At 70.4% G+C, this 21,878-nt stretch carries 23 protein-coding genes; 19 read left to right on the top strand and 4 right to left on the bottom strand.

The genetic code is table 11. From position 1 onward, the window contains the following. The first annotated feature begins 13 nt into the window (after nucleotides 1–13). Complete coding sequence (gene prfA, locus CHC09_RS03290; protein WP_089291414.1) at nucleotides 14–1,105, top strand: peptide chain release factor 1; 1,092 nt, start codon at nucleotides 14–16, stop codon at nucleotides 1,103–1,105. On the opposite strand, the gene CHC09_RS03285 is transcribed toward prfA, so the two are convergent. From CHC09_RS03285 to CHC09_RS03275, 3 genes are all read right to left on the bottom strand, one after another. Beyond that, nucleotides 1,089–2,396, bottom strand: coding sequence for an outer membrane protein assembly factor BamB family protein (locus tag CHC09_RS03285; protein ID WP_089291413.1), 1,308 nt, complete (start codon nucleotides 2,394–2,396; stop codon nucleotides 1,089–1,091). The two genes, prfA and CHC09_RS03285, sit on opposite strands and share 17 nt — an antisense overlap. Before the next feature lie 50 nt (nucleotides 2,397–2,446). Continuing rightward, on the bottom strand, nucleotides 2,447–3,760 hold the full coding sequence (locus CHC09_RS03280) for a PQQ-binding-like beta-propeller repeat protein (RefSeq protein WP_089291412.1): 1,314 nt from the start codon (nucleotides 3,758–3,760) through the stop codon (nucleotides 2,447–2,449). A 92-nt stretch (nucleotides 3,761–3,852) separates the two neighbouring features. Next, the gene (locus CHC09_RS03275) at nucleotides 3,853–5,349 is read right to left on the bottom strand and encodes a GGDEF domain-containing protein (RefSeq protein ID WP_089291411.1); all 1,497 of its coding nucleotides are present in this window, start codon (nucleotides 5,347–5,349) and stop codon (nucleotides 3,853–3,855) included. 82 nt (nucleotides 5,350–5,431) lie between these two features. Between CHC09_RS03275 and prmC the strand changes: the two genes are divergently transcribed. Genes prmC through CHC09_RS03255 form a run of 4 tightly spaced genes read left to right on the top strand, consistent with a single transcriptional unit; the run spans nucleotide 5,432 to nucleotide 8,537 of the window. Further along, a complete protein-coding gene (gene prmC / locus CHC09_RS03270; protein ID WP_089291410.1) occupies nucleotides 5,432–6,304 on the top strand; it encodes a peptide chain release factor N(5)-glutamine methyltransferase in 873 nt (290 codons plus the stop codon). Nucleotides 6,305–6,341: 37 nt separating this feature from the next. Then, nucleotides 6,342–6,986 (top strand): L-threonylcarbamoyladenylate synthase, encoded by a 645-nt coding sequence (locus tag CHC09_RS03265; RefSeq protein WP_089291409.1) that lies wholly within the window; start codon nucleotides 6,342–6,344, stop codon nucleotides 6,984–6,986. A gap of 1 nt (nucleotide 6,987) precedes the next feature. Beyond that, complete coding sequence (locus tag CHC09_RS03260; protein WP_089291408.1) at nucleotides 6,988–7,578, top strand: arsenate reductase/protein-tyrosine-phosphatase family protein; 591 nt, start codon at nucleotides 6,988–6,990, stop codon at nucleotides 7,576–7,578. After that, the gene (locus tag CHC09_RS03255; protein WP_089291407.1) at nucleotides 7,575–8,537 is read left to right on the top strand and encodes an L-threonylcarbamoyladenylate synthase; all 963 of its coding nucleotides are present in this window, start codon (nucleotides 7,575–7,577) and stop codon (nucleotides 8,535–8,537) included. Before CHC09_RS03260 ends, CHC09_RS03255 begins: the two co-directional genes overlap by 4 nt. Before the next feature lie 72 nt (nucleotides 8,538–8,609). On the opposite strand, the gene CHC09_RS03250 is transcribed toward CHC09_RS03255, so the two are convergent. After that, nucleotides 8,610–10,058, bottom strand: coding sequence for an SDR family oxidoreductase (locus tag CHC09_RS03250; protein WP_089291406.1), 1,449 nt, complete (start codon nucleotides 10,056–10,058; stop codon nucleotides 8,610–8,612). A gap of 81 nt (nucleotides 10,059–10,139) precedes the next feature. Here CHC09_RS03250 and CHC09_RS03245 point away from each other — a divergent pair, with 81 nt between their 5' ends. From CHC09_RS03245 to CHC09_RS03185, 14 genes are all read left to right on the top strand, one after another. Continuing rightward, a complete protein-coding gene (locus CHC09_RS03245; RefSeq protein ID WP_275407850.1) occupies nucleotides 10,140–11,429 on the top strand; it encodes a serine hydroxymethyltransferase in 1,290 nt (429 codons plus the stop codon). Beyond that, nucleotides 11,426–11,881 (top strand): hypothetical protein, encoded by a 456-nt coding sequence (locus CHC09_RS03240; protein WP_089291404.1) that lies wholly within the window; start codon nucleotides 11,426–11,428, stop codon nucleotides 11,879–11,881. Before CHC09_RS03245 ends, CHC09_RS03240 begins: the two co-directional genes overlap by 4 nt. 210 nt (nucleotides 11,882–12,091) lie before the next feature. Continuing rightward, a complete protein-coding gene (locus tag CHC09_RS44915; RefSeq protein ID WP_143232197.1) occupies nucleotides 12,092–12,325 on the top strand; it encodes an AtpZ/AtpI family protein in 234 nt (77 codons plus the stop codon). A 12-nt stretch (nucleotides 12,326–12,337) separates the two neighbouring features. Next, nucleotides 12,338–13,129 carry a F0F1 ATP synthase subunit A gene (atpB, locus tag CHC09_RS03235; RefSeq protein WP_373871879.1) on the top strand — a complete coding sequence of 264 codons (792 nt, stop codon included), beginning with the start codon at nucleotides 12,338–12,340 and terminating at the stop codon, nucleotides 13,127–13,129. A gap of 76 nt (nucleotides 13,130–13,205) precedes the next feature. After that, nucleotides 13,206–13,442: an ATP synthase F0 subunit C gene (locus CHC09_RS03230; RefSeq protein WP_089291403.1), complete on the top strand. Its 237-nt coding sequence runs from the start codon at nucleotides 13,206–13,208 to the stop codon at nucleotides 13,440–13,442. Nucleotides 13,443–13,489: 47 nt separating this feature from the next. Then, nucleotides 13,490–14,038, top strand: coding sequence for a F0F1 ATP synthase subunit B (locus CHC09_RS03225; RefSeq protein ID WP_089291828.1), 549 nt, complete (start codon nucleotides 13,490–13,492; stop codon nucleotides 14,036–14,038). Further along, nucleotides 14,038–14,856 (top strand): F0F1 ATP synthase subunit delta, encoded by an 819-nt coding sequence (locus CHC09_RS03220; protein WP_089291402.1) that lies wholly within the window; start codon nucleotides 14,038–14,040, stop codon nucleotides 14,854–14,856. Before CHC09_RS03225 ends, CHC09_RS03220 begins: the two co-directional genes overlap by 1 nt. A 78-nt stretch (nucleotides 14,857–14,934) precedes the next feature. Next, the gene (gene atpA / locus CHC09_RS03215; protein WP_089291401.1) at nucleotides 14,935–16,503 is read left to right on the top strand and encodes a F0F1 ATP synthase subunit alpha; all 1,569 of its coding nucleotides are present in this window, start codon (nucleotides 14,935–14,937) and stop codon (nucleotides 16,501–16,503) included. A gap of 2 nt (nucleotides 16,504–16,505) precedes the next feature. Next, complete coding sequence (locus tag CHC09_RS03210; protein WP_089291400.1) at nucleotides 16,506–17,438, top strand: F0F1 ATP synthase subunit gamma; 933 nt, start codon at nucleotides 16,506–16,508, stop codon at nucleotides 17,436–17,438. Continuing rightward, complete coding sequence (gene atpD / locus CHC09_RS03205; protein ID WP_089291399.1) at nucleotides 17,438–18,880, top strand: F0F1 ATP synthase subunit beta; 1,443 nt, start codon at nucleotides 17,438–17,440, stop codon at nucleotides 18,878–18,880. The genes CHC09_RS03210 and atpD overlap by 1 nt, the downstream gene beginning before the upstream one ends. 89 nt (nucleotides 18,881–18,969) lie before the next feature. Then, nucleotides 18,970–20,118, top strand: coding sequence for an LCP family protein (locus CHC09_RS03200; RefSeq protein ID WP_239138039.1), 1,149 nt, complete (start codon nucleotides 18,970–18,972; stop codon nucleotides 20,116–20,118). 74 nt (nucleotides 20,119–20,192) lie between these two features. Further along, nucleotides 20,193–20,474, top strand: a complete 282-nt coding sequence (locus CHC09_RS03195; RefSeq protein WP_089291398.1) for a F0F1 ATP synthase subunit epsilon — start codon at nucleotides 20,193–20,195, stop codon at nucleotides 20,472–20,474. 8 nt (nucleotides 20,475–20,482) lie between these two features. Further along, on the top strand, nucleotides 20,483–20,950 hold the full coding sequence (locus CHC09_RS03190) for a DUF2550 domain-containing protein (RefSeq protein WP_089291397.1): 468 nt from the start codon (nucleotides 20,483–20,485) through the stop codon (nucleotides 20,948–20,950). 57 nt (nucleotides 20,951–21,007) lie between these two features. Next, nucleotides 21,008–21,826, top strand: a complete 819-nt coding sequence (locus CHC09_RS03185; RefSeq protein ID WP_089291396.1) for a PhzF family phenazine biosynthesis protein — start codon at nucleotides 21,008–21,010, stop codon at nucleotides 21,824–21,826. Nucleotides 21,827–21,878 lie beyond the last annotated feature (52 nt).

Below are 21,878 nucleotides of genomic sequence, written 5' to 3'. Positions count from 1 at the left end.
TTGGGAGAATTCGATGAGCAACGACCGTTTGAGCATGCTTCTCGCCGAGTACGCGGATCTGGAGAAGCGGATGGAGGATCCGTCGATCCACGCCGACCAGGCGCTGGTCCGCCGGGTCGGCCGGCGCTTCGCCGAGCTGGCGCCGCTCTACGCGGCGAACGCTGAGCTGGAGGCGGCCCGCGAGGATCTGGTCGCCGCCAAGGAGCTGGCCGCCGAGGACCCGGCGTTCGCCGGTGAGGTCGAGGCGGTCGCCGCCACCCTCCCCGCGCTGGAGGCGAAGCTCGGCGAGATGCTCATCCCGCGCGACCCCAGCGACGCCAAGGACGTGATCATCGAGATCAAGGCGGGTGAGGGCGGCCAGGAGTCCGCGCTCTTCGCCGGTGACCTGCTGCGCATGTACACGCGGTACGCGGAGCGCCGCGGCTGGGTGATCGAGGTGATCGACTCGCAGGAGTCGGACCTCGGCGGGGTCAAGGACATCTCGGTCGCGGTGAAGACCAAGGGCGTGCCCGAGGGCGGCAACGGCGTCTGGTCCCGGATGAAGTGGGAGGGCGGCGTGCACCGGGTGCAGCGGGTCCCGGTCACCGAGTCGCAGGGCCGGATCCACACCTCGGCGGCGGGCGTGCTGGTGCTGCCCGAGGCCGAGGAGGTCGACGTCCAGATCGAGCCGGGTGACCTGCGGATCGACGTGTACCGCTCGTCCGGCCCGGGCGGCCAGTCCGTCAACACCACCGACTCCGCCGTGCGGATCACCCACCTGCCCACCGGCACCGTGGTGAGCTGCCAGAACGAGAAGAGCCAGCTGCAGAACAAGGAGTCGGCGATGCGCATTCTGCGGTCCCGGCTGCTGGTGGCGGCCCAGGAGGCGGCGAACGCCGCGGCGTCCGACTCGCGCAAGGCCCAGGTGCGTACGGTAGACCGCTCGGAGCGCGTCCGTACGTACAACTTCCCGCAGAACCGGATCACCGACCACCGGATCGGCTACACCGCGTACAACCTGGACCTGGTGCTCGGCGGTGAGCTGGACGGGGTGCTGGACGCGCTGGCCGAGGCCGACCGGGCGGCCCGCCTGGCTGGGGACACGGAGCTCAACCGACGTCAGTGACGCCGGTCCGGTCCGCCCCCTGGCAGATCAGGCGACGGCCGCTCACCTGACACCGGTCGGCCTGTCCGGCGACCGCGCCGAGCAGGGTCATCCGGCCGGTCGCCGGGTCCCAGCGGGAGACCGCCACCCGGTACGGCGCGGTTTTGGTGCCTCGGAGCGCCAGCAGGTCGCCGTCGTCCAGGGCCAGGATCGTGGTGCCGCCCGGAGCGGCGCCGATCACCCTGGCGGTCGACGCGTCGATCACGCTCTGGCCCTCCGGCGTGTTCTGGTGGGAGACGAGCAGGCGACCGTCCCCGATCGGGGCGAAGTCGGTGCCGGGTAGCTCCCACCGCGCGGCGCCGGTCGCCGGGTCGATCCCGACGGAGTCGACCGCGTCGCTGGCGCAGATCGCCGGGCCGCAGTCATGCAGGTACACGTCCTTCGAGGTGTTGTACCGCCAGAGTTCGGTCAGGGTGTCCGTCCGGTACGTGGTCACCGTGGTTCCCCGCGTTCCACGGCGGATGTCGTAGAACCGTCCGTCCAGCACCTGCGGATTCCAATCAGGCCAGGCCTCCGGCGGGGGCACATGACGGGTGGCGATCGGGACCCCGTCCGAGTACCGCAGGGTGGTCAGCGTGCCGGTATCCGTGCCGTAGATGATCTGGGCAGAGTCCGCCGGACCGTCGGAGACCACCACGTTCATGGCGGTGCCGATCGAGCGGTCCCAGATCGGCGCGCCGTCCCGGGCCCGGACGAGAGACAGCCGGTTGACCCGGCCGAGCTCGTCCCGGTCGCCGAGCAGCACCTGTTCGGCTGTCGCGGCCAGTTGATCGCCGGAGTGCTTCCAGAGCATCCTCCCGGTGTCGCCGTCCAGCGCGGTGGTGTCCGTCCCGAAGAAGATCGAGGAGCTGGGCCGTTCGACGGTGCGGGTCTGCCCGGCGACGTAGAGCTGATTGCTCTCCGGGTCGTGGCTCATCCAGCGGGCCGTCGTGCCGCGCCCGGAGGTCCACCGCACCTTTCCGGTAGCCATGTCGTACGCGGTTATCGTCTCGCCGCTGGGCGTGCCCTGGCTGATCAGCAGGACCTCGCGAAAAGGGTACGGGTAGTGGTCCGGCCCGATCTGCATCGACCAGCTCTCGGCGAGGAGGGGCGGTGCGGGGCGCCCCGCACCGGTCAGGCCGGTCGCGCAGAGCGCGGCGAGGACGGCGGCGATGATCCTGGTCCGTTTCGGGCGGGGCAACGGGCGCGTCTCGGCCGCGGGCTCGTCCACGGAGTCCGACGGGTTGACTTCGCCCAGTTCGATGAGGCCCATGGTCCGCAGATCCTAATCGGAGAGGGTCCCTCGAGGTGGCCGCCGGAAGCTCAGCCGAGGTCGGTGACGCCGATCCGGCCGGCTCGCTGGCAGAGCAGGCGACGGCCGGTGACCTGGCAGGAGTCGGCCTGACCGGGAACCGCACCGAGCATGATGCTCCGGCCGGTCGCCGGGTCCCAGAGGGAGACCGCCACCCGGTACGGCGCGGTCCGCGTGTTCCGCAGCGCCAGCAGGTCGCCGTCGTCCAGGGCCAGGATCGTGCTGTCGTCCGGCGCGGCGCGGATCACCCGCCCGGTCGACGCGTCCACCAGGCTCTGTTCGTCCTGCCTCTCCGGGCTGCCGATCAGCAGGCGGCCGCCCGCGATCGGGGTGACACCGTTGCCCGGCAGCTGCCACCGCCGGGCCCCGGTCGCCGGGTCGACCCCGGTGATGAGGAACCCCTCGCCGAAACAGAGCACCGGGCCGCAATCCTGCACGTACAGGTCGCCCGACGTGTCGTACCGCCACAACTCGGTCAGGGTGTCGGTCTGGTACACGGTCACCGTTCGCTCCGGCACCCCGCCACGGACGTCGAAGAACTGTCCGTTCACCATCTGGGGAAGCCAGTTCAGCAAGGTCGGCGGGGTCACGCGGCGGGTGGCGAGCGGGACCCCGTCCGTGTACCGCAGGGTGGTCAGCGTGCCGGCCTCCGCGCCGTAGACGATCCGGGTCGAGTCCGCCGGGCCGTCGGAGACCGCGACGTTCAGGGCGGGGGCGATCACGCGGTCCCAGATCGGCGCGCCGTCCCGGGCCCGGACCAGGTACAGCCGGGTGACCCGGCCGAGCTCGTCCCGGTCGCCGAGCAGCACCTGCTCGGTCGTCGCGGCCATTTGGTCCCCGGTGTGCCGCCAGAGCACCGCTCCGGTGTCGCCGTCCACCGCCTTGGTGTCGATGCCGAAGACGTTCGTGAAGTCGGACTGCTGGACCGTACGGCTGTGCTCGGGGCTGTAGAGCTGGTTGCTCTCCAGGTCCGGGTTCAGCCAGCCGGCGAGTGGCCCGGTCCCGCCCTCGGCTGTCCACCGTTTCGCTCCGGTGGCCAGGTCGTAGGCGGTGGTCCCGAGGTTGCTGCCGGGCCTGTCCTGGTTGATCAGCATGAGGTCGCCGAACGGGAACGGGTAGGCGTCCGACCCGATCTGTACCGACCAGCTCTCGGTGAGAGCGGGCGGGGCGGGCCGCCCCGAGCCGGTCAGGGCGGCCGTGCACAGCAGGGCGAGGGCGGCGGCGACGAGCCGGGACAGCCCGCGGCGGGACAGCGGGCGCGCCGCCGTGGCGGGCTCTTCCACGAAGTCCGGCGCGCTGACGTCGCCCAGTTCGATGATGGCCATGGTGCCGCGATCCTATGCGGCGCCCGCCGGTGGTGGCCGGTCAACGCGATGCGGCCGAGGCGCCGGTGGACGGGAACCGCGGACGGCCCGGGTCAGGTCGGTTTGCGGCTGGCCGCCGCGGCGGCCAGGGCGGGACTCAGCCCGCGGCCGTTGGTGCCGATCTCGGACCAGCCGGCGGCCAGTCCGATCGGCGTGCCCGGGACCAGGACCTGCCAGTTCTCCGCCGCGGCCGCGGCGCTGATCCGCCGGGCCACCTCGGCCGCGTGGTGCGGGCCGGCACCCGGCAGGACCAGGACGAACTCGTCGCCGGCGAACCGGGCCACGAAGTCGCCCCGGCGCATCACCCGGGCCAGCACCCCGGCGATCCGTTGCAGCACCAGGTCGCCGCAGTGCCGGCCGTGCCGCATGTTGACCGTGGTGAAGCCGACGATGTCGCAGACCCCGACCGCGGCGCGCTCGCCGCGGGCCAGCAGGGCGTCCACGTAGTGTTCCAACTGGCGGCGGTTGGGCAGGCCGGTGAGTGGGTCGGTCAGGGTCTCGTCGCCGTAGCGGTGCGGGTCGCGCTGGGTCTCCTGGGCGTCCAGCCGGGCCGCGACGCCGTCCAGGTAGCCGTCCCGCAGCCGGTCGATGCGCTGGGCGGCGAGGCGGAACGCGTACCGGTCGGCGGCGTGCGCGGCGGCGTGGTCACCGGCGCTGGCGTGGCAGATGCTGCGCAACCGGGCGGGTTCCGGGGCCCCGAGCACCTCGGCGGAGACCGGGATCGCCTCCAACATGGTCAGTGCCCGCTCCGGCTTGCCGCTCGCGATGGTCAGGCAGACCGATCCGAGATGCCGCAGGTCACGGGTGCGCACGCTGTCGCCGCCGCCGGTCAGCCACTTGGCCGCGCCCTCCTCGGTGGGCTCGCCCAGGGCGGCGCGGCGGGCGAGGGCGTACCCGTAGACGGCTCGGCTGCCCGGACGCAGCTGGTCGGTGGCGACGTACCGGGAGAGCTCGGCGTCGATGTCGCGCAGCACCCGCAGGCAGCCGTCGGTGTCGCCCTGGTGGTCGAGGGAGACCGCGTTGCGCAGCCGGATGCCGGGCGCCGCGAACACCTCCGGGGTCAGGCCGGCGCTGGCGCCGACCTCCCGGGCCTGTTCGATCGCGGTCAGCGCCTGGCCGTGAAACCCCAGGTACGAATACGCCATCGCGAGGTCGTGCCAGCCCCAGGCGGTCTCCTGGTCGTGCTCCGGCACCGCCGCGAGAGCGCGGGACGCCTGCACCAGGTGGGTCACCCCACGGTCCAGATTGCTCTGCAGGTGGGCGCCGAGCGCGGCGAAGGCGTGCATCTGGCCGCGCAGGTAGGGGTCCGGCACCTCGCGGACCGCCTCGGCGGCGGCCGCCATCGCGGCGGCCAGCTCGGCCACCCGGCCCAGGTTGATCAGTGCGCCGAAGCGTTGGATCAGCGCGTACGCCCGGGCGGTGGGATCGGTGCTCGTGGCCAGCACGGCGTCCAGGATCGGCAGGGCCTGCGCCGAGCGGCCGTTCTGCTGCAGATCTCCGGCCCGGCGGAGATCCTCGACATGTTCCGCGAGCTGGTCCAACCAACCCACCAGGCGCCTCCCACGACCTCGGCGCCGCGCTGGGCGACCCGGCCGATCCTCAGCGTGCGCGACGTCTCATGATTATGCCGTGATGGCGCGTGACGAACACCCCCGAGACCGGCCGGATCGGACCCGGCTGGCACCCGAGTTGGCATCGGCGACCGCCGAACTCTCCGCGTCCGGTGTGTCCTCGCCGCGGGTCGACGCCGAGCTGCTCGCCGCGTACGTGCTGGACGTGCCCCGGAGCCGTCTGATCCTGGTCGACACGATCCGCGCCGCCGAGCTGGACCGGTTCCGCGCGCTGGTCGCCGAGCGGGCCCGGCGGATCCCGTTGCAGCACCTGGTTGGCACCGCCGCGTTCCGTCATGTGGAACTCGCGGTCGGCGACGGGGTCTTCGTGCCGCGCCCGGAGACGGAGCTGCTGGCCGGCTGGGGTATCGAGCGGACCGTGCCCGGCGCGACCGTGGTCGACCTGTGCAGCGGGAGCGGGGCGATCGCGGTGTCGGTCGCCGACGAGTCGAAGGCCGGCCGGGTGATCGCGGTGGAGCGTTCGCCGGCCGCGCTGCCGTGGCTGCGGCGCAACGCCGCCGGCTACGAGCGGCTGGAGGTCGTCGAGGGTGACGTGACCGATCCGGAGCTGCTGGCCGGCCTGCGCGGGCAGGTGGACGTGCTGCTCTGCAACCCGCCGTACGTCCCCGACGGCACCCCCGTCCCGCCCGAGGTGTCCGATCACGACCCGGTTGAGGCGGTCTTCGGCGGCGCAGACGGGCTCTGCGTGATCCGGCCCGTCATCGGGAACGCCGCGGCCCTGCTCAAACCGGGCGGATGGGTCGGGATCGAGCACGACGACGTGCACGGCGCCGCGGTACCCGACCTGCTCCGCGCCGACGGCCGGTTCACCGAGGTGACCGCCCACGACGATTTCACCGGCCGCCCCCGCTTCGCGACCGCCCGCCGCCGATAGATCAGCAGATGACACGCATGGCACACTGCATCACGTGATGCTCTACGACTGCGCTGCCATCGCCGATCGTGATCGCGGCATCGCCGCCGCCGTCGAGGCTGCCAAGAGCGGTGAGCTCGTGGTCATGCCCACCGACACGGTGTACGGGGTCGGTGCGGACGCCTTCACCGCGCACGCGATCACCCAGCTGCACCACAGCCGCGGCTCGGACCGCCGGATGCCGCCGCCGGTGCTGGTCGGTTCCCGGCACACCCTGGACGGGCTGGTCTACTCCCTGCCCCGGGCCGCCCGGGACCTGGCCGACGCGTTCTGGCCGGGCGCGCTGACCATCATCGTGGAGCACTCGCCGAGCCTGCAGTGGGACCTGGGCGACACCGGCGGGGTGATCGCCGTGCGGATGCCGCTGCACCCGGTGGCGCTGGAGGTGCTGCGTGAGGTCGGCCCGATGGCGGTGACCACCGCCAACAAGGTCGGTTCGCCGTCGCCGCTGACCGCCGAGGAGGCCCGCGAGCAGCTGGAGTACTCGGTGCGTGTCTACCTGGAGGCCGGTCCGGCGGTCGACCCCTGGCCCAGCACGGTGGTCGACGTGACCGGCGACGTCCCGCGGGTGCTGCGGACCGGCTCGATCCCGGTGGAGAAGCTCCGCGACGTGGTGCCCGAGATCGTCGAGGGGCAGGCCTGAGGTGGCGCCCTTCACCGTCCTGCACGTCTGCATGGGCAACATCTGCCGGTCGCCGATGGCCGAGCGGCTGCTGGCCCGGGCGGTCCGGGACCGCTCCGGTTCCGACGAGGCACTGGTCCGCAGCGTCAGCGCCGGCACCGGCGGCTGGCACGAGGGTGAGGAGATGAACCCGCCCGCGGCCCGCCAGGTGCGCGCCCGGCGCGGTTCCGACGACGGCTTCCTGGCCCGCAAGCTGCGCGGCGACTTCATCGACGAGGCCGACCTGATCCTCACCGCCACCGCCGACCAGGTCGACTACGTCGTCGCGTTGCGCCCGGACGCGGCCGACCGCACGTTCGTGCTCGGCGAGTTCGGCCGGCTGCTCGGCGCGGTGGACCAGGCTGCGCTGCCGCCGGCTGAGCCCAAGCCGGAGGTTGTGCATCAGCGTGGGACGGCGATCGTCGCGGCCGTCCACCGCCTGCGGGCCGGCGAGACGCCGCTGCTCACCGATGACCTGGACGACCCGTGGGGTCGTGGCGACCAGACGTTCCAGCGGGTCGGCGACGAGATCGAGGACACCACCGTCCCCCTCGCCGCGTTGTTGTTTCCATGAGCCGTGTCGTCTTCCCCGATGCCGAAGGACTGAGCCGGGCGGTCGAGATCCTGCGCGCCGACTCGGTCGTCGCGTTCCCCACCGAGACGGTCTACGGTCTCGGCGCCAACGCGTTCTCCAAGCGGGCGATCGGTGAGATCTACCGGTTGAAGAACCGGCCGAGCTGGAATCCGTTGATCGTGCACGTGGCGTCGGTCGAGGCGGCCCGGGACCTGGCCGCCGAGTGGCCCGCCGCCGCGGACGAACTGGCCACGCGTTTCTGGCCCGGCCCGCTCACCATGGTCGTGCGCCGTGCCGAGCACCTGTCCGGGGTCGGCGCGGACAACGACACCATCGCCATCCGGATCCCCGCGCACGAGGTGGCGCTGCGCCTGCTGGAGGCGTCCGGCCTGCCGCTCGCCGCGCCCAGTGCGAACCGCTCCGAGTCGATCTCGCCGACCACCGCCGAGCATGTCGTGCGCAGCCTGCCGGACGTGCCGCTGGTGCTGGACGGCGGCCCGTGCTCGTGGGGCATCGAGTCGACCGTGCTGGACCTGACCACACCGGTGCCGACGCTGCTGCGACCGGGGGCGCTCAGTCTGCGCGCGCTGCGGGACGTGACGGGAGCGATCGCGCTGCCGCAGGAGCAGACGGCGGACGGCTCGGCGCGGCCGTCGCCCGGGATGAGCCGGCGGCACTACGCGCCGCGCGCTAAGGTGCTGTTGGTCGGTGACGTGCGCGCGGCGGACCGGTCCGGGCTGGCGGCGCCGGTTGCCGCTCTGACGTACGAGGGAGCCGGCGATCCCGGCTGCTCCCACAGCGAGGTGCTCTCCGCCGATCCGCGGGAGTACGCCGCCGATTTGTACGCGGCCCTGCACCGCCTGGACGACGCGGGCGTCGGCACGATCCTGGTTCAGGAGCCCCCGCGTACCGAGGACTGGCTCGCGATTCGCGACCGGCTCTCCCGAGCCGCCGCCTGACCATTCCCGACCTATTTTTCATTTCCTCCTATCGATCCGTGGAAACCTTTGTGGTCCGCTGATGAACTTTGGTCATCTGGCGGCGCCGCGGGCGATGTTGCGGGCCATGCCGCTGAAGACGATGCCGTGGAACGGCCAGACCGTTGCCCAGTACAGGTGCCCGGCCAGGCCGCGGGGCAGGAAGACCGCCCGCTGGCGGTAGACCGAGCCGTCGGGGCCGGCCGGTTCGGCGCGCATCTCCAGCCAGGCGCGCCCGGGCACCCGCATCTCGGCCCGCAGCCGCAACAGCTCGCCGGGCACGATCTCCTCGACCCGCCACCAGTCGAGCGCCTCGCCGACCCGCAGGTGGTGCCGGTCGCGACGGCCCCGGCGCAGCCCCACCCCGCCGGCCAGCCGGTCCAGCCAGCCGCGCACCGACCAGGCGAGCGGGAACGAGTACCAGCCGTTCTCGCCACCGACCCCCTCGATCACCCGCCACAGCCGGTCGGCCGGTGCGGACACCGGGCGGGAGCGCTCGTCGGTGTAGACGCTGCCGCCGGACCAGTCCGGGTCGCTGGGCAGCGGCTCGGCGGCGGCGTCCCGCCCGCAGGCGCTGCTCCAGCGGGTCTCCACCTCCGCCGTGCGGATCCGGCCCAGGGCCAGCCGGACGGCCTCGTCGAAGCCCAAGGGAGGGGGCCCAGGAAGCAGGCCGGCCAGGTCGTTCTCGCGGGCCACCGCCTCGTGCACCAGGCTGGCGACCAGTGGCCGGGCGATGGTGTTCGGCACCGGCGTGACCAGGCCGACCCAGTGCGCGGACAGCCACGGGCTGAGCACCCGGGTGGGCAGGATGAAACGCCGGGGGAGGCCGGCGACCACGGCGTACCGCCGCATCATCTCGGCGTAGGTCAGCACGTCGGCGCCGCCGATGTCGAAGCCGCGGTGCACCTCCGGGGGCAGGCCGGCGGCGTCGATCAGGTAGCGCAGCACATCCCGGACCGCGATCGGCTGGATCCGGTTGCACACCCAGCGCGGGGTGACCATGGCCGGCAGCCGCTCGGTCAGGTAGCGCAGCATCTCGAAGGAGGCCGAGCCGGAGCCGATGATCACCGGGGCGCGCAGCACCGCGGTCGGCACGCCGCTCGCCAGCAGGATCCGGGCCACCTCGGCGCGCGAGCGCAGGTGTGGTGAGGGGCGGTCGCCGGGCGGGGGCTCAGGGCCGCCCAGGTAGATGATCCGGCGTACCCCGGCGGCTCGGGCCGCGGTGGCGAAGTTCGCCGCCGCCTCGCGGTCGCGGTGCTCGAAGTCCTTCTGCCCGAGCGAGTGCATCAGGAAGTAGGCGACCTCGACGCCCTCGAAGGCCGGGGGCAGGCCGGCCGGGTCGGAGAGGTCGGCCTCGACGACCTCCACCTGCCCGGCCCAGGGAACGTCGCGCAGCCGGCCGGCGTCGCGGGACAGACAGCGGACCCGATGGCCGGCCTCCACCAGCCGGGGCGCCAGCCGACCGCCGATGTACCCGGTCGCTCCCGTGACAAGACAGTGCATAACTTCAGACTGTGCCCCGAATCACGGTGTTTCAGCCATATGCTCGTTCCAGGCCGCGTTCACCGAGCTCGGGGAGACCAGGTGAGCACCTTCTGGGGTCCGGACTTCGCCGCGCTGGAGCGCGACGACCCGGAGATCGCCGATGTTCTTCTCGACGAGATGGCGCGCCAGCGTGACACGCTGCAGCTGATCGCCAGCGAGAGCTTCACCTCGCCGGCGGTGCTGGCCGCGCTCGGCTCCACGCTGGCCAACAAGTACGCCGAGGGCTATCCGGGGCAGCGTTACTACGGCGGGTGCCGGCTGGTGGACCGTGCCGAGGAGCTGGCCGTCGAACGGGCCCGGGAGCTGTTCGGCGCCGAGCACGCGAACGTGCAGCCGCACTCCGGGGCGTCGGCGAACCTGGCCGCGTACGCGGCGCTGGCCGAGCCGGGCGATCCGGTGCTGGCCATGGGGCTGCCCTACGGCGGGCACCTGACCCACGGGAGCAAGGCGAACTTCTCCGGCAAGTGGTTCCATCCGATCGCGTACCGGGTGGCCCCGGAGACCGACCTGATCGACTACGACGAGGTGCGCGACCTGGCCCTGGCGCACCAGCCCAAGATGATCATCTGTGGCGCGACCTCGTACCCCAGGCTGATCGACTTCGCCCGGTTCCGGGAGATCGCTGACGAGGTGGGCGCCTATCTGCTGGTCGACGCGGCACACTTCATCGGCCTGGTGGCCGGGCGGGCCATCCCGTCGCCGGTGCCGTACGCCGACGTGGTCACCTGCACCACCCACAAGGCGCTGCGTGGCCCGCGCGGCGGCATGATCCTGTGCCGTGCCGAGCTGGCCCAGCGGGTGGACAAGGCGGTCTTCCCGTTCGCCCAGGGCGGTCCGATGATGCACGCGGTGGCGGCCAAGGCGGTGGCCCTCCGCGAGGCGGCCACCCCGGCGTTCCGGGGGTACGCTTCCCAGACCGTGCGTAACGCGCAGGCGCTCGCCTCCGGGCTGGCCGCCGAGGGGATGCGCCCGGTCACCGGTGGCACCGACACCCATCTCGCCGTGCTCGATCTGCGCGAGCTGGGCGTCAGCGGCCGGGACGCGGAGGCGCGCTGCGCCACCGCGGGGATCGCGCTCAACAAGAACACCATTCCGTACGACCCGGAGCGAGCCGCTGTGGCGTCCGGGATCCGGGTCGGTGCGCCGAGTGTCACCTCGCAGGGGATGCGGGAGGCCGAGATGCGCCGGATCGCGGAGCTCATCGGGGTGGCGGTGCGTTGCGATCCGGAGACGGCCGCCGGGGTGTCCGGGCTGGCCGCTGTCGGCGAGGAGGTGACCGGCCTGGTGCGGCGCTTCCCCTTCTACAAACAGCAGGAGGTTCTGGCGTGAGCGGCGTTGCCCCCGCACCGGAGAAAGACGACGACCTTCCGTTGCCGGACCTGCCTCCGCTGCCGAAGGATCCGCGCTGGAAGGTGGAGCACCTCGGCTTCCTGACCGCGGTCTCGTTCGCGCTGGTCACCTGTGCCGCGTCGGTGGGGTTCCTGGTCAGCGGGCCGACCGCCGCGCTGGCCGCGGCCGGCGGCGTGCTGATCGTGACCGTCAGCCACACCCTGACCACCCTGGTGGTCGCGTGGGCGGACACCGTGCGCCCGGCTCTGGTCATGCCGTTGGGGATGTTGACGTATGTCGTCAAATATTCTTTGCTGGGGATTATTCTGGCTGTAGGCGTCTCGTCCGATTGGTCGGGTAAGAAGGCGCTGGGCCTCGGGGTTGTCGCCGGAGTGCTGGTCTGGACCGCGGTCCAGGCTTGGTGGGTAACCCGTAAGACTCTCGGAAAGTGATCTACAGCACGAGCTTTCTCCCTGCTCAGCGGGGGTTTGACTGTTCAACTACCCCGATCCGGTGATGTGTCCACCCGCGCCTTGTTCCGTTTTGGCGGGACAGGAGTACCGTGTCCTTCCAGTTGCGAGACTCCTGACGCCTGGACAACTGCGGTTGTGCGGGGGGTCCCGCTCATCCTCGTATTGCCTGCTGATATCGTTCGGGCCGTCATGACTGGCCAAGAACCCCCCCTCGGCAAGCACGGTGACAATGGCCCGACCCCGCCCGATTCCGGTGCGGGAATGACGGCGGTCACCTACCTCATTGCGGGCATGTTGGTGTGGGGCGGGATCGGTTGGCTGGTCGACCACTACGTCGGGACCAAGGGTGTGTTCGCCGGCATCGGCGCCGTCCTCGGCATCGGCCTAGGTGTGTACCTCATCGTGCGCCGGCTCGGCGCCTGACAGGAAAGGGCCATGGTGATCGCTCAGTCGGCGGTCCTCGCGGCGGAGTTCCCGCCCAGTGTCGAGGACTTCTACCTGCCCAGCATCCTGCCGTGGGGCGCGGAGAACAATTACTGGTTCACCAAGATCACGGTGCTGGTCTGGGTGGCGGTAGCGGCGATCATCGTCTACTTCCTCGCGTCGTACCGGAAGCCGCAGCTCGTTCCGACCAAGAAGCAGTGGCTGGCGGAGAGCATCTACGGCTTCGTCCGGAACAACATCGCGGTCGACATGATCGGCCCGCGCGGGGTGGCCTTCGCGCCGTACCTGACAACGCTCTTCATGTTCATCCTGGTGAACAACTTCTTCGGGATCGTGCCGTTCGTCCAGATCTCGCCGAACTCGCACATCGCTTTCCCAGCGATTCTCGCGGTCATCAGCTATGTGATGTTCATCTATGTCGGTGTCCGGCACCACGGCTTCGTGAAGTACTTCAAGCACGCGCTGATCCCGCCGGCGCCGTGGTTCATCCTGCCGCTGCTGATCCCGATCGAGTTCTTCTCGAACTTCCTGGTCCGCCCGTTCTCACTGGCCGTCCGTCTGTTCGCCAACATGTTCGCCGGCCACATGCTGCTGCTGGTGTTCACGCTCGGCGGCTTCGCGATGATCAGCGCCAACGTGGCGCTCGCGCCGGTCTCGGTCCTCTCCTGGGTCCTGACCATCGCGCTGACCTTCCTCGAGTTCCTGGTGATCTGCCTCCAGGCCTACGTCTTCACGGTGCTGACCGCGAGCTACGTCCAGGGCGCGCTCGCCGACGAGCACTGAGTTTCACCCCGCACGAAGTACCACCCCGTTTGTCGTCCCGCGTGACAGTCACGCGAGATACCAGGAGGAACTGAGAATGCTTCTCGCCGAAGTTGTTGGTAGCACCGCCGCCATCGGTTACGGCCTCGCTGCCATCGGCCCGGGTATCGGTGTCGGTCTGGTCTTCTCTGCCTACATCCAGTCCACCGCCCGTCAGCCGGAGTCGTCCCGCCTGACCCTGCCGTACGTCTGGATCGGCTTCGCCGTTGTCGAGGCGCTCGCCCTGCTGGGCATCGCGTTCGGCTTCATCTGGGCCGGCACCCCGGTCGGCTGACCCAGGCCTAGCTGACCTCGACAGGAGGTTCCGTGATCAACACGTTTGTGGTTCTGGCCGAGGCGGCCACCAAGGAGACCGAGCACAACCCGATCCAGCCGATCTGGCAGGAGCTCGTGGTCGGCTCGGTTGCCTTCGCGGTCCTCTGCTTCGTCCTGATCAAGTTCGTCTTCCCGCAGATGGAGAAGACGTTCCAGGCTCGCGTGGACGCCATCGAGGGTGGCATCAAGCGTGCCGAGGCCGCCCAGGCCGAGGCGAACGAGCTGCTCGAGCAGTACCGCGCGCAGCTCGCCGAGGCCCGGACCGAGGCCGCTCGCATCCGCGACGAGGCCCGTGCCGACGCCGAGGGCATCCGGCAGGATGTGCTCGCCAAGGCTCGCGAGGAGTCGGACCGCATCATCGCGGCCGGCAACGAGCAGCTCGCGGCGCAGCGCGAGTCGATCGTCCGGGAGCTCCGCTCCGAGGTCGGGACGCTGGCCGTCGACCTGGCCGGCAAGATCGTCGGCGAGGCGCTGGCCGATGAGGCCCGCACTCGCGGCACCGTCGAGCGTTTCATCGCGGACCTCGACACCGCCGGCACGGCGGGCGGGCGCTGATGGCGTCAGGCGTGTCCAACCAGGCCTACGCGGACGCGGCGGAGCGGCTCCACGCCGACACCGCCAAGTCCACGGGCGCGCAGCTGGCAACGGTCGCCGACGAGATCCTGTCGGTGGCCGGCCTGCTGCGAGGCCAGCCCCGGCTGCGCCGGGCGCTGACCGACCCGTCTCGGCCGGGCGCCGACCGCTCCGAGCTGTTCCGCTCGTTGCTGTCCGGCAAGGCCGCCGCGGTGACCGTCGACGCGCTGACCACCCTGGTGGCCGGCCGGTTCTCCAAGCCCAGTGACCTGCTGGACGCGACCGAGCGGCTGGGTGTCGACACCCTGCTCGCCTCGACGCAGAAGGACGGCAAGCTGGCGGAGGTCGAGGACGAGCTGTTCCGGTTCTCGCAGATCGTCGCCGGGACGCCGCAGCTCGCGGCCACGCTCAGCGACATCGGCGCCCCGGTGGCGCCCCGGGCTAAGCTGGTCGGTGACCTGCTCGAGGGCAAGGTCGAGGCGATCACGGTCCGCCTCGTCCAGGTCGCGCTCGAGGGACTCGGTGGCCGCGGCTTCGAGGCCTCGCTGAGCCGGCTGGTCGAGCTGACCGCCGCGCAGCGCGACCGCGAGGTGGCGTATGTGACGGTCGCCAAGCCGCTCAGTGACGCCGAGGAGACGGCGCTGGCCGCCAAGCTGTCCACCATCTACGGCCGTGAGGTCTCGCTGAAGGTGGACGTGAACCCGGCGATCATCGGTGGGGTCAGCGTCCGGGTCGGTTCCGATCTCTACGACGGCACGATCCTGCGTCGGCTGAACGCCGCCAAGCAGGCGTTCGCTTAACAGTCCTTTCCCCTCGATTCCTTATCGAGAAGCCCCTCGGTGGCGGCGACGTCCCGAGCTAGACAGAGAAGGCAGAGGATGGCCGAGCTGACCATCTCCTCGGACGAGATCCGGGGGGCGCTAGAGCGCTACGTCTCGTCCTATTCGCCCGAGGTCTCCCGCGAGGAGGTCGGCATCGTCTCCGATGCGGGCGACGGCATCGCGCACGTCGAGGGCCTGCCCTCGACGATGGCGAACGAACTGCTGGAGTTCTCCGACGGCACGCTGGGCGTGGCGCTGAACCTGGACGTCCGCGAGATCGGCGCCGTGATCCTGGGCGACTACGCGAACATCGAGGAGGGGCAGCAGGTCAAGCGGACCGGCCGGGTCCTCTCCGTCCCGGTGGGCGACGCCTTCCTGGGTCGCGTCGTCGACGCCCTGGGTAACCCGATCGACGGCCACGGCGAGATCGCGAACGAAGGCTTCCGCGAGCTCGAGCTCCAGGCCCCGAACGTGATGGCGCGGCAGCCGGTGAAGCAGCCGCTGCAGACCGGCATCAAGGCGATCGACGCCATGACGCCGATCGGCCGCGGCCAGCGCCAGCTGATCATCGGCGACCGCAAGACCGGCAAGACCACGGTCGCGATCGACACGATCATCAACCAGAAGGCGAACTGGGAGTCGGGCGACCCGACCAAGCAGGTTCGCTGCATCTACGTGGCGATCGGCCAGAAGGCCTCCACCATCGCCAGCATCCGGGGCACCCTGGAGGCGCAGGGCGCGCTGGAGTACACGACGATCGTCGCCGCTCCGGCCTCCGACCCGGCCGGCTTCAAGTACATCGCGCCGTACACCGGTTCCTCGATCGGTCAGCACTGGATGTACAACGGCAAGCACGTCCTGATCGTCTTCGACGACCTGACCAAGCAGGCCGAGGCCTACCGCGCCGTGTCGCTGCTGCTGCGCCGCCCGCCGGGCCGCGAGGCGTACCCGGGTGACGTCTTCTACTTGCACTCCCGCCTGCTGGAGCGCTGCGCCAAGCTCTCCGACGAGCTGGGTGGCGGCTCGATGACCGGTCTGCCGATCATCGAGACCAAGGCCAACGACATCTCGGCCTACATCCCGACCAACGTCATCTCGATCACCGACGGCCAGATCTTCCTGGAGTCCGACCTGTTCGCCTCGGGTGTCCGCCCGGCGATCAACGTCGGCACCTCGGTCTCCCGGGTCGGCGGTTCGGCGCAGGTCAAGGGCATGAAGCGGGTCTCCGGCCGGCTCCGCCTCGACCTGGCCCAGTTCCGTGAGCTGGAGGCCTTCTCGGCCTTCGCCTCCGACCTGGACCGGGCGTCGCGCGCTCAGCTCGAGAAGGGCATCCGCCTGGTCGAGCTGCTCAAGCAGCCGCAGTACTCGCCGTACTCGGTCACCGACCAGACCATCGTGATCTGGGCCGGCACCACCGGCCAGCTCGACGACATCCCGGTCAGCGACGTGCGGAAGTTCGAGCAGGAGCTGCTGGAGCACATCAAGCGGCACCTGAGCGACGTCTACACCTCGATCGAGTCGACGAACAACCTGACCGACGACAACATCGCGAGCCTCGAGACCGCGGTCGTCGAGTTCAAGAAGTCGTTCCAGTCGAGCGTCTCGGCGACCGAGAGCGGTAACTGAGCATGGCCGGTCAGGTACAGGCGCTGCGTCGGCGCATCCGAACCGTCAAGTCGACCAAGAAGATCGCCAAGGCGCAGGAGCTGGTCGCGACCAGCCGCATCGCCAAGGCGCAGGAGCGCGTCAACGCCTCCCGGCCGTACTCGGTGGCGATCACCAAGGTGCTGGCCGCGCTGGCGTCGAACGCTTCGGTCGACAACCCGCTGCTGGTCGCGCGTGAGCGCGTCCAGCGGGCGGGGGTCCTGCTGATCACCAGTGACCGTGGCCTGGCCGGCGCTTACAACGCCAACGCCATCCGGACCGCCGAGCAGCTGATCGCTCAGCTCCGCTCGGAGGGCAAGGAGGTCGCGCTCTACGTGGTGGGCCGCAAGGGCACCGGTTACTACCGGTTCCGTAATCGGGAGATCGCGGCCAGCTGGACCGGCTTCTCGGAGCGCCCGTCCTTCGCCGACGCCAAGAAGATCGGCGACGCGCTGATCGAGGGCTTCGCGGCGGGCTCGGAGACCGAGGGCACCTTCGGTCCCGAGGGCATCGCGGGTGTGGACGAGCTCCACATCGTGAGCACCGAGTTCAAGTCCCTGATGACTCAGAACGCGAACGCGAAGCCGCTGGCGCCGGTGAGTGTCGACGAGGACGACCAGGGGCAGTCCGAGGGGCTGCGCCCGGCGTACGAGTTCGAGCCGGACGCTGACGAGCTGCTCGACGCGCTGCTGCCGAAGTACCTCAACACGCGGATCTACGCGGCGTTGCTGGACTCGGCGGCGAGCGAGTCGGCCTCCCGGCGGCGGGCGATGAAGAGCGCGTCGGACAACGCCGACGACCTCCTCAAGCGGTACACGCGCGAGATGAACTCCGCGCGGCAGGCTGCGATCACCCAGGAAATCAGTGAGATCGTCGGCGGCGCCAACGCGCTGGCCGCGGCGGGAAGTGATGTGTGATGACTGCTGTTGCTGAGCCCACCAAGGCGGAGACCGCTGTCGGCCGTGTCGTCCGGGTCATCGGCCCGGTCGTCGACGTCGAGTTTCCCCGTGACGCCATCCCCGCGATCTTCAACGCGCTGCACGTTGAGGTCACCCTCTCCGAGGGCACCAAGAAGCTGACCATGGAGGTCGCCCAGCACCTGGGTGACAACCTGCTCCGCGCGATCTCGATGCAGCCGACCGACGGCCTGGTCCGTGGGGCCGAGGTCACCGACACCGGCGCGCCGATCTCGGTGCCGGTCGGTGACGTGACCAAGGGCCACGTGTTCAACGCCCTCGGCGAGGTGCTCAACGCCGACCCGGCGACCCTGGACATCCAGGAGCGCTGGTCGATCCACCGCAAGCCCCCGGCGTTCGCGGACCTCGAGCCGAAGACCGAGATGCTGGAGACCGGCATCAAGGTGCTCGACCTGCTCGCGCCGTACGTGCGCGGTGGCAAGATCGGCCTGTTCGGCGGCGCGGGCGTCGGCAAGACCGTTCTGATCCAGGAGATGATCATCCGGGTCGCCCGGAACTTCGGTGGCACCTCGGTGTTCGCCGGCGTCGGCGAGCGCACCCGTGAGGGCAACGACCTCATCCTGGAGATGGACGAGGGTGGCGTTCTGGACAAGACCGCCCTGGTCTTCGGCCAGATGGACGAGCCGCCGGGCACCCGTCTGCGGGTCGCCCTGACCGCTCTGACCATGGCGGAGTACTTCCGGGACGTCCAGAACCAGGAGGTGCTGCTCTTCATCGACAACATCTTCCGGTTCACCCAGGCCGGTTCCGAGGTCTCCACGCTGCTCGGCCGTATGCCGTCCGCGGTGGGTTACCAGCCCACCCTGGCGGACGAGATGGGTGAGCTGCAGGAGCGGATCACCTCGGTCCGGGGCAAGGCGATCACCTCGCTGCAGGCGATCTACGTGCCCGCCGACGACTACACCGACCCGGCGCCGGCCACCACCTTCGCCCACCTGGACGCGACCACCAACCTCGAGCGGTCGATCTCCGACAAGGGCATCTACCCGGCCGTGGACCCGCTGGCCTCCAGCTCGCGGATCCTGGCCCCGGAGTTCGTCGGCGCCGAGCACTACACGGTCGCCCGTGAGGTCCAGCGGATCCTCCAGAAGTACAAGGACCTGCAGGACATCATCGCCATCCTCGGTATGGACGAGCTCTCCGAGGAGGACAAGGTCACGGTCGCCCGGGCCCGCCGCATCGAGCGGTTCCTGTCGCAGAACACCTACGCGGCGGAGCAGTTCACCGGCGTCCCCGGCTCGACGGTCCCGCTGAAGGAGACCATCGAGGCGTTCAAGAAGATCGCCGAGGGTGAGTACGACAACTACCCGGAGCAGGCCTTCTTCATGTGCGGTGGTCTCGAGGACCTGGAGAAGAACGCGCACGAGCTGATGAAGGGCTGACCCCAGCTCTTCGGAAACTCCAACGAACAAAGAAGCCGTGCCGGTACTCACCGGCACGGCTTCTCGTTGTGTACAGGGTGAAGCCCGGGATGCGCGGCGAGGTTGGGGATCGTGTGGACAAGTCCGCGAAGCGTGCACCGCTGTGGGCCAGGCTGAGCGCGGTCTTCGGCGCGGTGCTGATGGCGGCCAGCGGTGGTGTTCTGGTCACCGGCTCGGCCCTGCTCTCGAAGTACACCGATTCGCTCGACGCCGACGGCCGCCTCATCGGCTCGGGCGCCCCGGGCGACAGCAGGACGGCCCCGGCGGACATCAAGGGCCCGCTCAACATCCTGATGGCCGGGATCGATCCGCGTGACGATCACAGCCCGCCGCTCTCCGACTCGATCATCGTGGCGCACATCCCGGCGGGGATGAACCAGGTCTACATGTTCTCCATCCCCCGGGACCTGTATGTCGACATCCCGCCGTTCGAGCCGACCGGGTTCGGCGGCGGCAAGTCGAAGATCAACGCGGCGATGTCGTACGGCAGCTCGGTGGGCGGTGGCCGGCACGACGTCAAGCAGGGCTTCCAGTTGCTCGCCAGGACGGTCAGCCAGCTGACCGGTATCGACGACTTCCAGGCCGGTGCGATCATCAACTTCGGCGGCTTCAAGCAGATCGTCGAGGCGATGGGTGGGGTCACCATGACCGTCGACATGCCGGTCCGGTCCGAGCACCTGCAGCCCGACGGCACGCCGCGGCACCGCCGGCCGGAGTGCGCCGACAACTCGTGCGCGCACCCGTACATCGGCCCGCAGAAGATGTACCCGCCCGGTAGGTACCACCTGGCGGCCTGGGAGGCGCTGGACTACGTCCGCCAGCGGTACGGCCTGCCCAACAGCGATTACGACCGCCAGCGGCACCAGCAGCAGTTCATCAAGGCGATGGCCAAGCAGGCGATGAGCAAGGGTGTGGTGAGCGACCCGGCCAGGATGCTGAAGATCCTGGACTCGGCCGGTGACGCCCTCACCTTCGACGGCAACGGCCACGGCGTACTCGACTGGGCGCTCGCGTTGCGGAACCTGAACACCGACAGCATGATCTCGGTCAAGCTGACCGGAGACGGCGCCTACGAGGGCGGCAGGTACCTGGGTGAGACGCTCGCGCCCGGCTCCGAGGAGTTCTTCGCGGCGGTCCGGGAGGACCGGATTCAGGAGTTTCTGCTGGCCCACCCGGAGTTCGTGAACAAGAACAGCTAGCCCCGGCCGAACGGTTGCGGTGGGCGCCGATTAGACTTTCACCCGTTCGGTTCGCAGCGTCAGAGGGAGACAGCGTGGCCAACCAACTTCACGTCGAGGTCGTCGCCGTCGAGGAGAAGGTCTGGGCCGGTGAGGCCGAGATGCTAGTCGCGCGCACCACCGAGGGTGAGATCGGTGTGCTGCCCGGCCACTCGCCGCTGCTGGGCCTGCTCAAGGAGCCGTCCCAGGTGCGGGTGAAGCTCGCTGGTGGCGAGCAGCTCACCTACGACGTCGCCGGGGGCTTCCTCTCCATCGACGCGAACGGCGTCACCGTGCTCGCCGAGAGCGCGACCGCCGCCACGCCCGAGCAGCACTGACACCGGCGATGCGGGTTCTGGAAGTCCTCGGAATCTGCTTCGTCACGCTGCTCGCGCTCATGTTCGCCATTTTCTTCCGCCGCCGCCTGCTCAGGCTCGGCGGCGGCACCATCCGCCTTCAGGTCCGCACCAACACCATGGTGCCGGGCCGCGGATGGTCGCCCGGGCTTGGTCAGTTCGTCGGTGACGAGCTCCGCTTCCACAAGATGTTCAGCCTGGCCATCCGCCCCAAGCGGGTGCTCGACCGGCGAGTTCTGACGATCACCGAGCGCCGGCTGCCGGCCGGCCCGGAGCGGCTGACCATGCCCGTGCACTGGGTGGTGCTGCGCTGCGCGATGGGCGGCACCGACGTCGAGATCGCCATGGCCGAGACCACGGTCACCGGTTTCCTCTCCTGGCTGGAGGCCGGCCCGCCGCGCGACCCGGGCAGCGTCCCCGGCCGCTCCATCTTCGGTCCACGCCCGCTGGAGGGCTGACCACCGATCGGGAATTGGCCGTGCCGACCGGTTTCCCGGACTCCTAGTGTCGAGTCCATGCGGATCCGAATCGTCGACGCCTTCACCGACCGCCCCTTCGCCGGTAACCCGGCCGGCGTGCTGATCCTCGACGGGGACGCGTTCCCCGCCGACGACTGGATGCAGCGGGTCGCCGCCGAGGTCAACCTCTCCGAGACCGCCTTCCTGCACCGGATCGACGCGGCGGACGCCGACTGGGCGCTGCGCTGGTTCACCCCGGAGGTCGAGGTCGCGCTGTGCGGCCACGCCACCCTGGGCACGGCCCACGTCCTGCACCGGGCTGGGCTGGTCGAGGCGGGCGCACCGGTCCGGTTCCGTACCAGGAGCGGGATCCTGACCGCCGAGGTCGACGGCGACGGCCTGATCACCCTGAACTTCCCGACCGCCCCGCTCAGCCCGCAAGACGTCGATCCGGCGCTGGTCGCGGCCCTCGGCATAGCGGCGACGACCTGCCACTGGACCGGCCCGAACACCGACGATCTGCTGTTCGAGGTGGCCGATGAGAAGACGGTCCGGGGCCTCGTCCCCGATCTCGGGGCGGTCGCCCGGCTCACCCGTCGCGGAGTGATCGTCACGGCCCGCGCGGACGATCCGGCCGCCGGCTACGACTTCGTCTCGCGCTTCTTCGGTCCGGCGGTCGGGGTGGACGAGGACCCGGTGACCGGCAGCGCGCATACCGCCCTGACGCCGTACTGGTGCGAACGTCTGGGACGCGACGAGCTCACCGGTTACCAGGCCTCATCGCGTGGCGGCCTGGTCCGTGTCGTCCTGAGGGGTGACCGGGTCCAGCTGTCCGGCCACGCCGTCACGACGATCGACGGCGAACTCCTGGTCTGAGCCGGAGGTGCCGGGGTGTCAGCGGCGCCCGCCGCCCCGGCACCGACCCGGC

It is taken from the genome of Actinoplanes regularis (assembly GCF_900188005.1).
Taxonomy (GTDB): Bacteria; Actinomycetota; Actinomycetes; order Mycobacteriales; family Micromonosporaceae; genus Actinoplanes; species Actinoplanes regularis.
This window is presented reverse-complemented; position numbering and strand designations above follow the sequence as displayed.

Bases quoted from the DNA above. Each gene is read 5' to 3' on its own strand.
- atpB (WP_373871879.1), top strand. From the start codon at position 12,338: ATGGTGATCGCTCAGTCGGCGGTCCTCGCGGCGGAGTTCCCGCCCAGT.
- atpA (WP_089291401.1), top strand. From the start codon at position 14,935: ATGGCCGAGCTGACCATCTCCTCGGACGAGATCCGGGGGGCGCTAGAG.
- prfA (WP_089291414.1), top strand. From the start codon at position 14: ATGAGCAACGACCGTTTGAGCATGCTTCTCGCCGAGTACGCGGATCTG.
- atpD (WP_089291399.1), top strand. From the start codon at position 17,438: ATGACTGCTGTTGCTGAGCCCACCAAGGCGGAGACCGCTGTCGGCCGT.
- CHC09_RS03210 (WP_089291400.1), top strand. From the start codon at position 16,506: ATGGCCGGTCAGGTACAGGCGCTGCGTCGGCGCATCCGAACCGTCAAG.
- CHC09_RS03220 (WP_089291402.1), top strand. From the start codon at position 14,038: ATGGCGTCAGGCGTGTCCAACCAGGCCTACGCGGACGCGGCGGAGCGG.
- CHC09_RS03265 (WP_089291409.1), top strand. From the start codon at position 6,342: ATGCTCTACGACTGCGCTGCCATCGCCGATCGTGATCGCGGCATCGCC.
- CHC09_RS03185 (WP_089291396.1), top strand. From the start codon at position 21,008: ATGCGGATCCGAATCGTCGACGCCTTCACCGACCGCCCCTTCGCCGGT.
- prmC (WP_089291410.1), top strand. From the start codon at position 5,432: ATGGCGCGTGACGAACACCCCCGAGACCGGCCGGATCGGACCCGGCTG.
- CHC09_RS03285 (WP_089291413.1), bottom strand. From the start codon at position 2,396: ATGGGCCTCATCGAACTGGGCGAAGTCAACCCGTCGGACTCCGTGGAC.
- CHC09_RS03190 (WP_089291397.1), top strand. From the start codon at position 20,483: ATGCGGGTTCTGGAAGTCCTCGGAATCTGCTTCGTCACGCTGCTCGCG.
- CHC09_RS03230 (WP_089291403.1), top strand. From the start codon at position 13,206: ATGCTTCTCGCCGAAGTTGTTGGTAGCACCGCCGCCATCGGTTACGGC.
- CHC09_RS44915 (WP_143232197.1), top strand. From the start codon at position 12,092: ATGACTGGCCAAGAACCCCCCCTCGGCAAGCACGGTGACAATGGCCCG.
- CHC09_RS03250 (WP_089291406.1), bottom strand. From the start codon at position 10,058: ATGCACTGTCTTGTCACGGGAGCGACCGGGTACATCGGCGGTCGGCTG.
- CHC09_RS03280 (WP_089291412.1), bottom strand. From the start codon at position 3,760: ATGGCCATCATCGAACTGGGCGACGTCAGCGCGCCGGACTTCGTGGAA.
- CHC09_RS03255 (WP_089291407.1), top strand. From the start codon at position 7,575: ATGAGCCGTGTCGTCTTCCCCGATGCCGAAGGACTGAGCCGGGCGGTC.
- CHC09_RS03200 (WP_239138039.1), top strand. From the start codon at position 18,970: ATGCGCGGCGAGGTTGGGGATCGTGTGGACAAGTCCGCGAAGCGTGCA.